14 protein-coding genes are annotated in these 13,843 nt (G+C 62.8%); 4 read left to right on the forward strand and 10 right to left on the reverse strand.

Translation table 11 applies throughout. The annotated features are described in order from the left end of the window. Window positions 1–295: 295 nt before the first annotated feature. The 6 genes from RF638_RS09095 to RF638_RS09120 form a co-directional block, all read right to left on the reverse strand. Window positions 296–1,216: a sulfite exporter TauE/SafE family protein gene (locus RF638_RS09095; RefSeq protein ID WP_095797071.1), complete on the reverse strand. Its 921-nt coding sequence runs from the start codon at window positions 1,214–1,216 to the stop codon at window positions 296–298. 220 nt (window positions 1,217–1,436) lie between these two features. Next, a complete protein-coding gene (locus RF638_RS09100; protein ID WP_368841820.1) occupies window positions 1,437–3,302 on the reverse strand; it encodes a DNA/RNA non-specific endonuclease in 1,866 nt (621 codons plus the stop codon). Window positions 3,303–3,472: 170 nt separating this feature from the next. Beyond that, window positions 3,473–5,692, reverse strand: coding sequence for a catalase (locus RF638_RS09105; protein WP_368841821.1), 2,220 nt, complete (start codon window positions 5,690–5,692; stop codon window positions 3,473–3,475). A gap of 73 nt (window positions 5,693–5,765) precedes the next feature. Beyond that, window positions 5,766–6,425: a hypothetical protein gene (locus RF638_RS09110; protein ID WP_368841822.1), complete on the reverse strand. Its 660-nt coding sequence runs from the start codon at window positions 6,423–6,425 to the stop codon at window positions 5,766–5,768. A gap of 26 nt (window positions 6,426–6,451) precedes the next feature. Then, a complete protein-coding gene (locus RF638_RS09115; protein WP_095797066.1) occupies window positions 6,452–7,201 on the reverse strand; it encodes an alpha/beta fold hydrolase in 750 nt (249 codons plus the stop codon). An 87-nt stretch (window positions 7,202–7,288) separates the two neighbouring features. Further along, window positions 7,289–8,266: a GlxA family transcriptional regulator gene (locus RF638_RS09120; protein ID WP_259915820.1), complete on the reverse strand. Its 978-nt coding sequence runs from the start codon at window positions 8,264–8,266 to the stop codon at window positions 7,289–7,291. A gap of 102 nt (window positions 8,267–8,368) precedes the next feature. Here RF638_RS09120 and RF638_RS09125 point away from each other — a divergent pair, with 102 nt between their 5' ends. Continuing rightward, complete coding sequence (locus tag RF638_RS09125) at window positions 8,369–8,986, forward strand: hypothetical protein (protein WP_143469933.1); 618 nt, start codon at window positions 8,369–8,371, stop codon at window positions 8,984–8,986. Between the two features lie 161 nt (window positions 8,987–9,147). Beyond that, window positions 9,148–9,726, forward strand: a complete 579-nt coding sequence (locus RF638_RS09130) for a dihydrofolate reductase family protein (RefSeq protein WP_368841823.1) — start codon at window positions 9,148–9,150, stop codon at window positions 9,724–9,726. Here the strand turns inward: RF638_RS09130 and RF638_RS09135 are convergent. Together RF638_RS09135 and RF638_RS09140 are read right to left on the reverse strand one after the other, a co-directional pair. Next, complete coding sequence (locus tag RF638_RS09135; RefSeq protein WP_368841824.1) at window positions 9,710–10,027, reverse strand: helix-turn-helix domain-containing protein; 318 nt, start codon at window positions 10,025–10,027, stop codon at window positions 9,710–9,712. The two genes, RF638_RS09130 and RF638_RS09135, sit on opposite strands and share 17 nt — an antisense overlap. Window positions 10,028–10,066: 39 nt before the next feature. Continuing rightward, window positions 10,067–10,573 carry a hypothetical protein gene (locus RF638_RS09140; RefSeq protein WP_368841825.1) on the reverse strand — a complete coding sequence of 169 codons (507 nt, stop codon included), beginning with the start codon at window positions 10,571–10,573 and terminating at the stop codon, window positions 10,067–10,069. 87 nt (window positions 10,574–10,660) lie between these two features. Between RF638_RS09140 and RF638_RS09145 the strand changes: the two genes are divergently transcribed. Both RF638_RS09145 and RF638_RS09150 read left to right on the forward strand, forming a co-directional pair. After that, window positions 10,661–11,242: a dihydrofolate reductase family protein gene (locus RF638_RS09145; RefSeq protein WP_315277625.1), complete on the forward strand. Its 582-nt coding sequence runs from the start codon at window positions 10,661–10,663 to the stop codon at window positions 11,240–11,242. 160 nt (window positions 11,243–11,402) lie between these two features. Beyond that, window positions 11,403–12,197, forward strand: coding sequence for a hypothetical protein (locus tag RF638_RS09150; RefSeq protein WP_368841827.1), 795 nt, complete (start codon window positions 11,403–11,405; stop codon window positions 12,195–12,197). A 40-nt stretch (window positions 12,198–12,237) separates the two neighbouring features. Here RF638_RS09150 and RF638_RS09155 read toward each other — a convergent pair whose 3' ends face one another. Then, on the reverse strand, window positions 12,238–12,909 hold the full coding sequence (locus tag RF638_RS09155; protein WP_368841828.1) for a GNAT family N-acetyltransferase: 672 nt from the start codon (window positions 12,907–12,909) through the stop codon (window positions 12,238–12,240). Then, window positions 12,906–13,829, reverse strand: a complete 924-nt coding sequence (locus RF638_RS09160) for a phosphotransferase family protein (protein ID WP_368841829.1) — start codon at window positions 13,827–13,829, stop codon at window positions 12,906–12,908. Before RF638_RS09160 ends, RF638_RS09155 begins: the two co-directional genes overlap by 4 nt. Window positions 13,830–13,843: the final 14 nt, after the last annotated feature.

Here is a 13,843-nt window from a genome sequence, read left to right on the forward strand (position 1 = left end):
CGCATCATTGGCTATGCGCCCCGACCGATCGCGGCGTGAACACCCAGCACCACGCTCAAAGTTGAAGAGCCCCAATGCCTACTGCGACTGCCTGAGCCAATCTACTGGTGTTGATGCGCATGATGACGACTCCTTGATGGATTGCCTGTGGACTTCCATCAGGCCCCAACCACACGGAAGTAGCAATCTTTCTTGCCGAGCCAGCAAGAAAGATGGCTCAGAGGCGTGGCCCTCATACAGCCGCGACTGGCCGAGGGAAGCGTGGTTCCCTCTCAGCCGAGCGGCGTCGTTGGCCTTACTGGTTGACCAGCACCTTCTCCGGCTCGTCGGGGGAGCGCTCGGCCTTGCGGTCGGCCAGCTCGCGGCGAACCACCCACACCATGCCGGCGATCCACAGTGCGGCCAGCGCACCCAGGATCGAGTAATCGGCGCCGGCCCCGGGGAGGACGGACTGCACGGCGTCGAGCCCCAAGAGCGTGCGAACGTTCGTGAAGATGATCAGGCCGCCCGCGGCGATCGCCAGAATGCGCGGGGCGAGCAGGCGCACGAGATACGCGGCGATCGGCGCGGCCAGCACTCCCCCGATCAGCAGTGCGATCACGAAACCGAAATCAATGCCCTGGCTACCCAGTGCCAACAGGAAGCCCGCGGACGCGCCCAGGCTCACCACGAACTCGGACGTATCGATAGAGCCGATGACCTTGCGCGGAGCGATCTTCCCCGAGGCCAACAGCGTGGGGGTACCCACCGGACCCCAACCGCCACCGCCGATCGCGTCCATGAAGCCCGCGACCGTGGCCAGCGGGATCAACAGGAAGCCGGGAACCTTGCCCTTGAAGTCCGGGCGACGGTCCGGGATGGTCAGGAAGCGCCACACCACAAAGATGCCCAGGGCTAGCAGCACCATGGACATCACCGGCGCCGCGGCAGCTCCCGAAAGGGTGAGCACGTGAGCCCCGAAGAACGCTGCGATGCCGCCGGGCACCGCCATGAACCCGACCACGCGCCAGTCGATGTTGCCGAACTTCCAGTGCGATACACCCGAGGCGAGCGTGGTGCCCACCTCAGCCAGGTGTACCGTGGCCGAGACCGAGGCGGGAGCCAAACCCACGGCGAGAAGCAGCGTGGATGAGGTCACGCCGTAGGCCATGCCCAGGGACCCGTCCACGAGCTGCGCCCCGAATCCCACGAGGGCGAGCAAGATGAGTGTTCGCACGGAAGCTCCTGCCGCGAAAAAGATGAGTTGGCTCCATCCAAAACCCCCACGTCAGCTCACTCAATATTTGTTGAGAAGTGCGTCCTCGCATGTAGAACCGTGACAATCACTTGACTTGGACGGCCCCGGGGTGCGTGGTCCGCGCCACAGCCCGTTCGGCGCGGTTTCCTGCCCGGTGCCGACGAATCGACGACGCCGCTCGGTCACCACACGACGTCGGTCACCACACGACGTCGCTGGGGGACTCCACGACCCGCGGTTCCGCCAGCGCCTCGGGAGCCGGCTGCTCCGTGAGCGCGGGAGCAAACTGCACGCCCGTGCGCTCGGTCAACTCATCCAGGGTCAACTGGTAAGTCTTGAACTCTTGCAGGTCCAGTGTCTCCAACCGGTCCAAGTTCTGGGTCAGCAGGAACGCCTTGGTGGTGAGCTGCCCGTCGGTCGTGTAGGCCAGGACCTTCCAGAACTCTCGAGGGACGCGCACGCCGCGGTATTCGCGGTCGTCATCGTGGAACACCGGCCCGCCGAAGACGCTCAGTCGCAGTCGGTCCACTTCGACCTGGTCGTAGACGGTGTCCTCGAGGCGGCCCCACAGGCCGCCGCGTGAGGATTGATTGAAGCTGTTGATCTGCGGGGAAATGTTGGTGAAGTAGAACGAGTCCTCGTTGGCTTGCTGCGCCTCCGCTCGCGGGCCCCAGGTGAGGTCCGCACGGCGCGCGAGGTGCCCGCGGTCCAGGTCGTTGGCCTTGTACACTTCGTCGCCCATCTGGTGCTCGGCATCGATCTGCGGGTCCAGCTGGAATTTGATGGAGCTGCGGGAGAGCTTCTTGAGTGACTCCTCATCGATGTTCCACGCAACCCACCGTGCCAGCCGTCGTGACGCACTCATGGTCAGAGAGAAGTGCGTGTGGTGAACGACCTCGCTACCGTCCTTGACCGGTGCGATGTCATCCGCGAGATCGGCGCTCAGGGTGGGCAGAGCGACGTCGTCCCCCAGGAAACTCGAATCGAAACCATGGCCGGGGGCGGCCGCGGCCTCCGCGCGGACCGTTTCGTACGTGATGGGGCTCAGGCTGATGTCGAGCTTCTCGAAGACCGAGGCCGGGAGGCACGCGATGGCGGATTCCGCGCCGCCGCCGGCGTCACCCGCGAAGTGCAGGCCGGCCATCACACGGGAGGTGCGACCATTGCCGCTGCGGAACATCCACACAGAGCCGGAATCGCCGCCCTCGCTCAGTTCCAACTCCTCGCCGCGGGAGGAGTCGGGGCCGATCTCGAAACCGCCGATGTTCCGTTCGCCGAAACCCTCGCCGTAATCGAGTTTGGTGAGCACGTCCACGCGCCGGACCACGCCGTACGTGACGCCGCTGGTGCGCCCGGATTTGACCACTTTGTCACCGAGCTCGGGATCGCCGATCTCCTCAGGGATCACGTCCGGCTCCAGGATGGTCGGGTCGAAGCGACGATCGGTGAGTGACGTGATGGCGCAGTCACCGGCCGGCCCCAGGTGGGAGCGCACGAGCTCGCCCAGAGCGTTTTGGCCCACGCGGTTGTCGTCAAAGGTGCCCGGCTGAACCGTGCGCGCACCGATCTGGCTACCCGGACCGTGCAACACATGCCAGTTGCTCAGTGCATAAGGAGTGCCGTCCTCGCGGCCGTAGACGATCGCGCCCAGGGTGCCCGCGGATGTGGTCACATTGCTGATGCTCACGCCCGGTACCACCGGATCGTGCCGCCGGGTCCTGATCTTGGGCGCGACCTCCGGCACCAGCACGTAGCTCGGGACGTAGCTGACCTCGAGCACATCGGTGGGCACGGTCAGCTGTTCCACCTCGATGCTGTCCGGGAGGGCATGCGTGCCTTGCCGCGCCAGCTCATCCATCGGCAGTTTGCGATGCACCGTGAACTGCACCGCGATCTGATCGGTGGTCTTACCGTCCACCACCTTGTATCCGACCCCGATCGAACTGACATTGGGGTCCTTCAAATACGCCTGGCCGCGCACCCGAATGAACTCGCGCAGAGTCCTGGTGTCCTTGGCCGAAAGGTTTCCGAGTTTCCGCTCTCCGGCGGGCTGTGAATTCGACATGCAGACACTGTGCCTCCACAGCCTGACAGTCGGGTGACTAGGAGCTTAACGGGACGACGGCGCTCGCGGGATGTCGCACGGTTGTCACCTTCCACGGGCAGAAAGTTGCCGCCCCACTGCATGCGCAGGGAGGCGGCAACTGTCTTCACTAGCTCAGGTCAGGCGGCTGTTTAGGCCAAACGACCCGTGGTCGGGAAGCGGTCCCAGGCGCGGTGCTGGCTGAGCAGTTCCATGATGGTCTTGAAGACCTCCACGGGGTCGCTGCCCGTTTCCACGCCGACGCTGTCATCGAGCTTGAGGGTGGTCAGCACATCGCTGCCCGAACCCCATGCGCCCAGTGCCTTGGCCTGACGCCACACTTCCTGCAGGAGCAGGGCAACGCGGGGGTCGAGACCTTCGGGCCCGGCTGCGGCGGCCTTGGCGTCCAAACCGTGGTGGGCGTCGTCGCCGGGGGCCGCGTTGGAGGCGACCAGAACGGCGTCGAACTCGATGGAACGCGCGGTCAGGTAGGTGCGCTGGGCAACCACGCCGCCCCCGACCTCGCCACCGGTGGGCGCGATGACCAGCGGCACCATGTCCGCCTCGTCCACGGCAATGATGAGGCTCTTGAGCGCGGCCACGTCAACGTCCGGACCCACGACAATGCCGATCTGACGGCCCTCGGTGGGCCAGGTCTTGCCCACCTGGGTGAACGCGGCGGAGGGCTCCACGTCCTTGGCCGGAGCTTCGGTGGGCTCCGGCTCGGGCAGACCGAGCATCGTGGCCACGTTGCGACCCAGGTCCGGATCGATCGCGGCCAAGTGACGGAGCTGGCGCACACGAATGTTCTCGTCCCAGCACTTGCCGAGTTCGAAAGCGTAGGCCTGCGCCGTGTGCTCACGTTCGACTTCGGACAGCGACAGCCAGAACAGGCGCGGGTGGCTGAAGTGATCCTCGAAGGACTGCGGGCGCTTGCGTTCCTTGACGGATGCGGCCACCGGCTGCGGGTAGTCAATGAACGGGCGGGCGTCCGCGGGAGTCTCGAACGGGTTACCGCCGTCCAGCGAATTGGGACGGTAAGGGGCCACGCCACCGTGCACCGCGGTCTGGTGCATGCCGTCGCGCAGCATGTCGTTGACCGGGGCGTGCGAACGGTTGATGGGTAACTGGTTCCAGTTGGGGCCGCCCAAACGGGTGATCTGGGTGTCCAGGTAGGAGAACAAGCGGCCCTGCAGCAGCGGGTCGTTGGTGACGTCGATGCCGGGGACCAGGTTGTTCGGGTTGAACGCGATCTGTTCGGTCTCGGCGAAGTAGTTCGTGGGGTTCTTGTCCAGCGTCATCAGGCCGATCGGTTCCACCGGAACGAGTTCCTCGGGCACGATCTTGGTGGGATCCAGCAGGTCGATGCCCTGGAAGGTCTGGTCATCGTTGTCCTCGAACACCTGCACGCCCAATTCCCACTGCGGGAAGGCGCCGGCCTCGATGGCATCAGCCAGATCGCGGCGGTGGAAATCGGGGTCCGCGCCGTTGATGAGCTGAGCTTCTTCCCAGGTCACGGAGTGCACGCCCAAGCGCGGCTTCCAGTGGAACTTCACCAGCACGGTTTCCCCGCCCTCGGCGATGAGGCGGAAGGTGTGCACACCGAAGCCCTCCATCATGCGGAAGGAGCGCGGGATGCCGCGGTCGGACATGTTCCACAGCGTGTGGTGCTGGGCCTCGGTGTGGAGGGACACGAAATCCCAGAACGTGTCGTGGGCGGACTGAGCCTGCGGGATCTCGCGATCCGGTTGGGGTTTGGCGGCGTGCACGACGTCCGGGAACTTAATGGCGTCCTGGATGAAAAACACGGGCATGTTGTTGCCCACCAGGTCCCAGTTGCCCTCGTCCGTGTAGAACTTGGTGGCGAAACCGCGGGTGTCACGGGCCAGGTCGCCCGAGCCGCGGGAGCCGAGAACCGTGGAAAAGCGCACGAAAACCGGAGTTTCCTTGTCCTTGGCGAACAGACCGGCCTGGCTGATCTTGGATGCTGTGCCGTAGCCGCGGAACGTTCCGTGGGCGCCGGCACCGCGGGCGTGCACCACGCGCTCGGGGATGCGCTCGTGGTCGAAGTGGGAGATCTTCTCGCGGAAGTGGTGATCCTGCAGCAGGATCGGGCCGCGGGCCCCGGCCTTCAAGGACTGGTCGGAGTTGGTCAAACGAGCGCCGTGAGCGGTGGTGAGGTACTCACCCTGCTGGGCATTCGCGGTCTTCGGCACACCGGTCTTCGCGCCGGTGGGTGTGACCGTTTCCGGGCCGGACTGATCGGCCTTGGGGGGAAGCGGCGGGCGGGGAGTCGTGGGTTCTTCAACGGATGCCGGTTCGACGCCGGGGACACCGGGGACCTGCGGAATGTTGTTCTCGTTCGTGGACAAAACAGACCTCCTAGGACTGAAAAGGATCAGTACCTTTTGTCTACCAGGTTCCGGCTGCGATTTGGCAGGGTGCTTATGGAATTTGCGGATTATTCCCAGGGCGGACGTGGACGCGCACAGTGCTCGTCAAAGCCGTGAGGCTCGGTTTCCGTGGCGTTGAGCTGAACCCGAAGTCCGGTGGCGGCGTCATGTCCGTCATGGCGCCCAGAGGTGCGCCGTCCCAGGTTGCGGTCGACTCGCTCAACCCGTGGAGGTCACTGGCGGAGTACCACTCGAGCCGGTCGTTACCCGCGGTTCCCAGCGTCCGCACGCCGGGCATGATCCGGCGGGCGACGACGTCGCTGGCTCGAGTGAACGTCAACGTCCGGCCGATCGGGGCGGGCACGGCCCGCAGGACATATCCCAGGAGATCCCGCGGACCCACGGTGAAGTCCCAGGTGAGGGGCCCGGCAGCCACGTGCCACATTGAGTTCTGAGCGGTGCCGGTGCGTTGGGCGTGTACGGGCAGGATCCGAACGTCGTCGAACTCGTAGGTGCCGGCCACGAAGTCCGCGACCCATTCGTCCGGGGCGAGCAGTTCACGCCGACCGTCCGGGTGGGCGACCATGACGTCAGCGAACGGGCCGTGGGGTGTGCGGGTCCAGCAGCCGAGGACCAGGCGGGTGCCGCCGGAGGTGCCGGCTCCGGCAATGTGGCCGTGAAAACGGTGGCGGGTGGAGCGGATATGGGTCATGGGGCCAGCGTAGGGGCAGCGGGTGGTCAGTCGAGCGACTCGACGAGCTCGGTGATCAGCTCGATGACGTCCCGGGGGCGTTCTAGCATGGGCCAATGCCCGGAGTCCATGATGCGGATGTCCCACGTGGCCGCGTCCGGTGTTCGCAGGACGGCCGGGATGTTGGTCGCCGCAGAGGCTACGAACAGCGCTTTCTGCTGGGTGACGGGATGGTCCAGGCGGGCGGGGTCGAGCACGGTGTGTCCGGGGTGCGGGGTGAACCGTTCCAGGAGGAACTCTCGGTCCTGCGGAATGAGCCCCGGTTCGAGCTCCAGCGCTTGCCGGGGCGGCGGTGCCCAGTGGAAGGGGTAACCGGTGCCGTTCTCGATGTCGGATCGTTCCCGGGCGCGCTCGGCCGGGTCCGAACCCCAGTCGTCGATCAGGCTGCGCCCGTTGACCGGTAGGAAACTGTCGAAATGAATGGACGAGATCACGCGGTCCGGCAGGCGGTCAGCCACGTGGCCGACAACTATCCCGGAATAGGAATGGCCCACCAGAACCACGGACTGGTCCGGCCATTCGAGAATCACATTGGCGACCTGGGTGACATGTTTTTCGAGCCGAACGGAGCCGACATGGTGAGCCACGGCCCCGGGTTCCAGGCCATCCAGAGTGAGGGACGCTGCCTCCAACCCTTGGGCACGGAGTTGGTCGACCGTGGGCTCCCAGATCCACCCGCCCATCCAGGCTCCGGGGATCAGGAGAATACGGGGTGCGGAGTTGTTGTGGGTGCTCATGTTTGAAGATTAGATCCGTGAATCAGGTGACCGGGCGGTAGCCAGTCGGTCCGTCCAGATTCCTGGGGCACATGTCCAACCGGCCCATCAGTGTTCGGCTAGCGGTCGTCCGACACGGTCCCGATACGCACTGGGTGAGGTGTCGTACTGACTCACGAAACTCTGGCGCAGGGCTTCCACGGACCCGAAACCGCAACGGCGTGCGATCTCGGAGATGGGTAAGGCGCTGGTGTCGAGGAGTCTCGCGGCGGCGTCGTTGCGTATCCGGCGCACAAAACGCGCCGGTGAATCGCCCAGGTGCGCATCGAAAAGGCGCGCAAGGTGCCGTGGGCTCACGCCCACGTGATCGGCGACGGCCGTGATGGTCAGATCCTCGTCCAGGTGGGTGGTGATGAAGGCGACCGCCGCGTGGACGATCTCGCTGCCCTCACCGGACGTGGCCGTGAACATGCTCATTTGTGCTTGATTGCCCGGCCGCTGCAGATAGGTCACCAGGTCACGGGCGACCTGACTCGCGAGACCGACACCGTGGTCCTCCTCGATGAAGGCCAGCGTCAGATCCAGCGCGCTGGTGACCCCGGCGGCGGTTGCCACTGAGCCGTCGCGAATGAAGATGGGATCGGGGTCCACCGTGACCTGCGGGTATTTGCGCACCAGGTCGGCGGCGAATCGCCAATGCGTGGTGGCTCGCTTGCCGTCCAAAAGACCGGCCGCGGCCAGAACGGTGGCACCCGTGCACACTGAGGCGACCCGGCGGCTCGAATCAGCCAACCTCCGGACGTGCCGCAGCAACGGTTCACTGTCGGCGGCGCGCAAATGCCCCACGCCGCCGGCCACGATCAAAGTATCGAGTGGGCCCAGCAGATGCTCGACGGCGCCGTGCGCTTGCAAGGTCAGGCCGGTATCGCACCTGATGGGCGCCCCGTGAAGACTGACAACCTGCACCTGGTACGGATTGCTGGGCCGGCCGATGAGATTGGCCAGGTACAACGGCGTGGTGATGCAGGCGACGTCCAGAAGTTCGGTGTGGTCGTAGGTGATCACTGCTGTCTTACGATCGGCCATCAGATTCCCCCGTCCGAAGCCGTAGGACGAGTATCCCAGGATTCCGGACCGGATATAAGAGCTACCGGCCGGTCACCGTCCGCACGCTCCTAACCTCCAAGCATGAACATGCATACCGTTACCGCTCGTACCGATCGGCGTTCCGATACGCCGACGACGCCCTGGCCAGTTCAGCTGGCACGCACCGTTGTTAGGCGCTGGCCTTTGCTGTTGGGCGTGGCTTTCGCGGTCTTCAACTTGGTGACCGACGACAACTCCAACGCGCTCGGCGCACTCATGGTGCTGCTGGTGGCGACCACGGCCTATGTGGTCATCGCGGCCCTCGACAAGCCCAGTTGGTCCTGGTCGGTCCTGGGAGTTCTCGTGGTTGTTGTCGTCGCTCTTCGATTGCTGTCCGACAACGTGGCCCTCGAAATGGGGGTGTTCGCCTTGGTGATTGTTGGCTCCATCATTGCGGGGTTGATCCGAGGCCTGTGGAAACGGTCTGGGGCCTACCGCTGGCAGCCGTTTGCCGCCGTCGGATTTCTCGCCGTGGGATTGATTGCGCTGTGGCTTGACCCTGTTGGCGGTCGCGTACTCGTGGGTGTCGGGCTGATCGGCCACGCCATCTGGGATGTGGTCCATTGGCGGCGCCACGCGGTCGTATCGCGGTCCCTGGCCGAATGGTGCGCTGCTCTGGATCTGACCCTCGGGGCCGGAATCCTGCTGATGCTCGCGTGAGCGGGCATCCATTGTTCTGAGCAGAACATCATGATGTCACCCGTCACCACCGACCTCGCCCTCATGGATCACCGTGAGCGACTGATCACCGCGGAACGTATTCGCCAAGTCCGGATTGCCCGGGCCCTCCGCCTCAGCCACAAGAACAACGAGGAATCGTCATGGGAAAGATCGTCGTCAGCAGCCTCGTCAGCTTGGACGGGTACACCGAAGGACCCGGCGGAGACGTAATGGCCATGCCCATGGACATGGCCTTCGGCAACCAGAACGCCGAGCGGATGGCCGCGGCCAGCTCGCTCCTGTTCGGGGCCACCACCTTCCGTGGCATGGTCAGTTACTGGCCCCATCAGGTCGACAATCCCGACGCAGGCGAAGACGACCGGTTCATTGCCCGACGATATGCGGACGGCATTCCGATCACGGTTGTTTCCGATTCGCTGACTCCGGAAGAGACCGAGCCTTATCGCGAGCAGACGACCATTGTTCCGCGTTCGGGTCTCGCTCAGCGGGTTGCTGAGCTGCGAGAACAAGAGGGCGAGGCGCTCGTCTTCGGCAGTCGAACGGTCTGGACGGAACTCATGGCCCAGGGACTCGTGGACGTCCTGTATTTGATGGTCGGTCCCAAGATCGTCGCGGGAGACCACCGGGTGTTTGAAGGGGTTCCCGAAACCAACGCGCACCTGCTGGACGCTCGACGCTTGCCTGGATCAGAAATCGTTCTGCTCACGTATGGTTTCTAAGCGCATATCCGAAGTCACCGGGTTGCACCCCGAGGGCGGTGAAGGCCGTGGGGCGCCGAGACGTGGACAACGACAGTGGGGTTTCCCCTGAAAACTGCAATACCTCGCGGCACAAATGACTTTGATCCGATAGCCCGTGACGCTGTGCGACGTCACTGAGTTGCCAGGCGCCAAGCTCCGCGTGAATGTGTTCGAAGCGGATCAACCGTGCTACCTCCTTGAGAGAAACACCGGTTACTGTCTTGAATAACTGACCGAGATGGCGCACGCTCCAGCCCGAGCGTTGCGCGAGTTCGCCCACTCGAACCTGCCCGCCAGAGAGCTGGAGTTCATTCCAGGCCTACGTCACCAACGGGGCGGCAGCGAACCCGATCCCAGCGTGGCGGACGAGTTCACGATCTACCGCCGCGAACCGTTGTGGCCAGTTAGTAAAGTCTGTCATTCTATCGGCCAAGTCGTGGGCCCACTGCGGAACCAGTTCATCAGCAGACGCCACGATCCTCGCTGTTTCGGTGCCCGGAATGCCTAGCAGCTGATAAGCACCCATCGGAGACAGGTAGATCTGAATTGACGTGTGGCGGCCAAAAAATACCGTCTGCACCGGGGCAGTGCTGAGCCCCGCCAAAAACGTGCGGTGAGCGACGTCGGCATCTAAACCCGCGTGCAATGGGCGGATATGCAGTGGCGAAGTGAGCGAGATTTCGAGAATCAACAAGCTGCTGGCTGGTTGTATCCGTGCACGCCCGCCAGGGGGAGCTACGTCGTCGTGTCCCACGATGCCCACAATCACCCCGCGAAGTGAGGGCGGAACCTGATGTCGGACGATCGTGGGTTGGTCCACGTTCATGCCCGCCTACTTTCCGTGCCGATTTATGCAATACCACGGGGGAGGCGCGTTCCTACCGTGGAAGTACAACGACGAAAGGATGCTGTCATGGGCAATCTGATGTTAATTGAGTTTCTAACGGTCGACGGGGTCATGCAAGGCCTCGGCTCTCCGCAGGAAGACACGGAGGGTGGCTTCACCCACGGGGGATGGGGTGCTCCGTTCGCCGAGAGCATCCATCAGGTCGTGGCACCCTCAGGCTTGGGCAATACGTCCAGCTATCTGTTCGGTCGTAAGACCTACGAGAAAATGGCTGCCTTCTGGCCGTTCCAACCGGACGACAATCCGATGGCCGCTCACCTGAACGCGACGCCCAAATACGTGGCCTCCCGCACCCTTCATGACGTTGCGTGGGCCGGTACAACCGTTCTGTCGTCCGATTTCAGCGCTGCCGTACGGGAACTCAAGGAAACGGAAGCCGGAGAGATCGCTGTGTTGGGGAGCGGGAATCTCTGTCGTCAGTTGTTGGCCGAGAACCTGGTCGACGAGCTGCGCCTCTTCATCCATCCCCTCCTGCTGGGAGCCGGCAAGCGCCTGTTCGGCGAGCTCCCAATGCCCAAAAACCTTGAACTGAAGTCCGTGGCCCAGACCGATCTGGGAACCATTGCGCTGGTTTACGGGGTTCAGTGAGTTGCTTCGACACTGAGTGATGAAGGTGCTCGCGGCGTTGTTTCGGTCGCTCAGCAGAACCACCCATTGTCGAATTCGACCGTAAGGTCTAAAATTTGACCAAGCGGTCAGTTCCGTTCAGAAAGGGCCGACCCCGCGCATCCGTTAGGGATGATCCGTGATGAGTTCACTTTCCGATTCACCGCAATATCTCATTGGTCCTCAGCTGTATCCCGCCTTCGTCAGACTCGCGCGTTGGATGCTTCCCATGGCGCTGGTTGTTGCGGCGGTGGTGAACGCCGCGGTGTACCTGGCCGTTGAGCCCACACCCGTGATCGGCGAATTGATCGCGGTCGCGGCGGCGAAGGCCATCATGGCGACCCTACTCACCGTGGCGATCTTGGCAGCACTGTTCGCACTTCTTGAGCGAGTGCTATCGCCGGAGCAACTGGCCCGGATCGTGCCAGCGGAATCGTCCAAGGTTCGAGGTGACCACGGCCGTGGTGTATTTCTACACACCACGCATCCCGGACTCACCGAGACTGTCGGGTCATTGGTTTTCATCGTGTTTCTCGCGCTCATCCCGGTGATCCCCACATCATTCGTTTACGCGGGCCAGCTCAATGACGGCGGCAGCTTCCTCAACCCTGACCTCTGGAACGTCTGGCTACCGGTGTACTACGGCTTCCTCGTGGTCTTCGCCGCTGCAGAAGTATGGAAACTTCGAGCGCGGAAATCGACCGCGGCCATGCGAGTCGTGAATCTCGTAGCGACCCTCGCCTTCGCCGCGTTCCTCACCGCCGCTGTCCTCACCATGGACATTGTGGATCCAGTCATTCTCGACGACGCCGCCTGGTCACGTTCCTCGTGGGCGGACCCCGCGTTGGTGGTCGTGATCTGGGCCGTCACGTTGTGGAGCGTGATCACTGCGGCTCGTACCCGGGGAGTCTCCGACAAGCGGCTAAGTCTGAGGTGAGGAACGTGTTGATGGTCGGCTGACCCTCAGCGGGTTCGTTTCACGGGACTATTGGTGATCTCCGCATGAACCAATTGGGAACTCCGAGCACGGGGCCCTCATCCACGATTTCGTAACCCAGGCGGCGGTAGAAATCGACATTGACCAACTTGTCTGTCTCCAAGTAACCCACCAGCCGTGACTGATCCAAAAGTTGGCAGTGCTCTCGGACGACTATTGATCCGAAACCGTTCCCTTGCAGACTCGGTTCCACTGCAACCGGGCCGAGATGGACATGGTCCTCCGTGGGATCGTGTCTTGCCCAATTTTGGATCCACCTTTGTACGCGTACAGCTGTTCTTGGGCCCAACATTGCTACTTGGGGCCCTGCTCGAAGTATTTGTCCCGGCGTCATCTGACATGTCCCCACCGCGGCCTCCCCAGCCACGGCGAGTAGGGTGTCCTGCTGCTTGACGCCAAAGAGGCGCAGGGTTGGTTTCGTGTTCAATAGCGCACCGATCAACCGAGCGTGACAGGCCAAGCGACGCGCTGGATCAGTTCCATAGGCCGCAACATGGAGTGGATTGTCACGCATCCCTCGTGCGACAAGCTCGACCACGGCCGGGAACTCCGCCCTTTTCAACTCAACAATCTTTATTCCATGTGACTCTCGTGGGTCGGGGTGGTCATTCGGGGTAGATGGAATGTTCATTTGACGCACCTTCAGCTTCATGACTTGAGTGGATCTTGTCCCTCAAGCGAACCGATACAGGCAGGAGGCACCGGGTCTTCTCCCGTGGGACGAATAACCTGGTCGAAACACTGGCGTGCTTCCGACCAGGTGGTCCTACCGACTTCGAAATGGTCTGTGAGCGAGTACACGCTGTACCACTCCCAGTACGTCCACGCGCGATCCAAGAACGTCGAGTCTTTCGGACCGGCGTACTTGGAGTAGACAGCTTCCACCATGCTCGGGCCGAACTCGAACAGCCTGGAGAAGTCCATCGCCGGCTCTCCGATACACATGTCACTGAAATCTATGACTCCCAAGCGCGACGTGGTGGAATCCCATAGCAAGTGCGAGCTGTACAAGTCATTGTGAATAAGAACCGATATGTGGTTCTTGGGTTGAATCTCTTCAACGTCATGAAGTATTCGATCAATAGTCGCGAGCTCGAACGGCGTCATTTTGAGACGCAAATGCTTGCGCACCAAGTTAAGAACATCTTGCCGATCTTGTGCGAGATCTGTGGGCGGCACCCGCCCCAGAGGTGTTCCCTGAATGGGCAAAGAGTGCAGAGATGACAGAAAATCGGCCAGTTGGTCTGACGCCGCAACTGTGGCTTCTGGCGTCAACGAAGCAATTTCAGCGACAGTCAGCGGACGCCCCGGTAGCAGGGGGTACCCGGCGAACGAGTGATCAGGTGCAACCCAGTTGTATCGGGGGATTCTGGCCGTGAGGCGATCCGCTAGAAAATTCAGTACGTCGATTTCTGTCCGAAGAGAATGTAGGTAGGCCGGATCTATGGGAAAGCGGAAAACGAGCGCCCCATCCAGAATGACCACAACGTGGTCCCAACCGTCCGTGATTCGTTGCGTGCGAGTCCACGACAGATCTGGGAATACTTCTGAAATTATCTGGAGCTCTCTCATCGTGGAAGACCTTT

The organism is Kocuria sp. CPCC 205235, from assembly GCF_040980905.1.
Taxonomy (GTDB): Bacteria; Actinomycetota; Actinomycetes; order Actinomycetales; family Micrococcaceae; genus Kocuria; species Kocuria carniphila.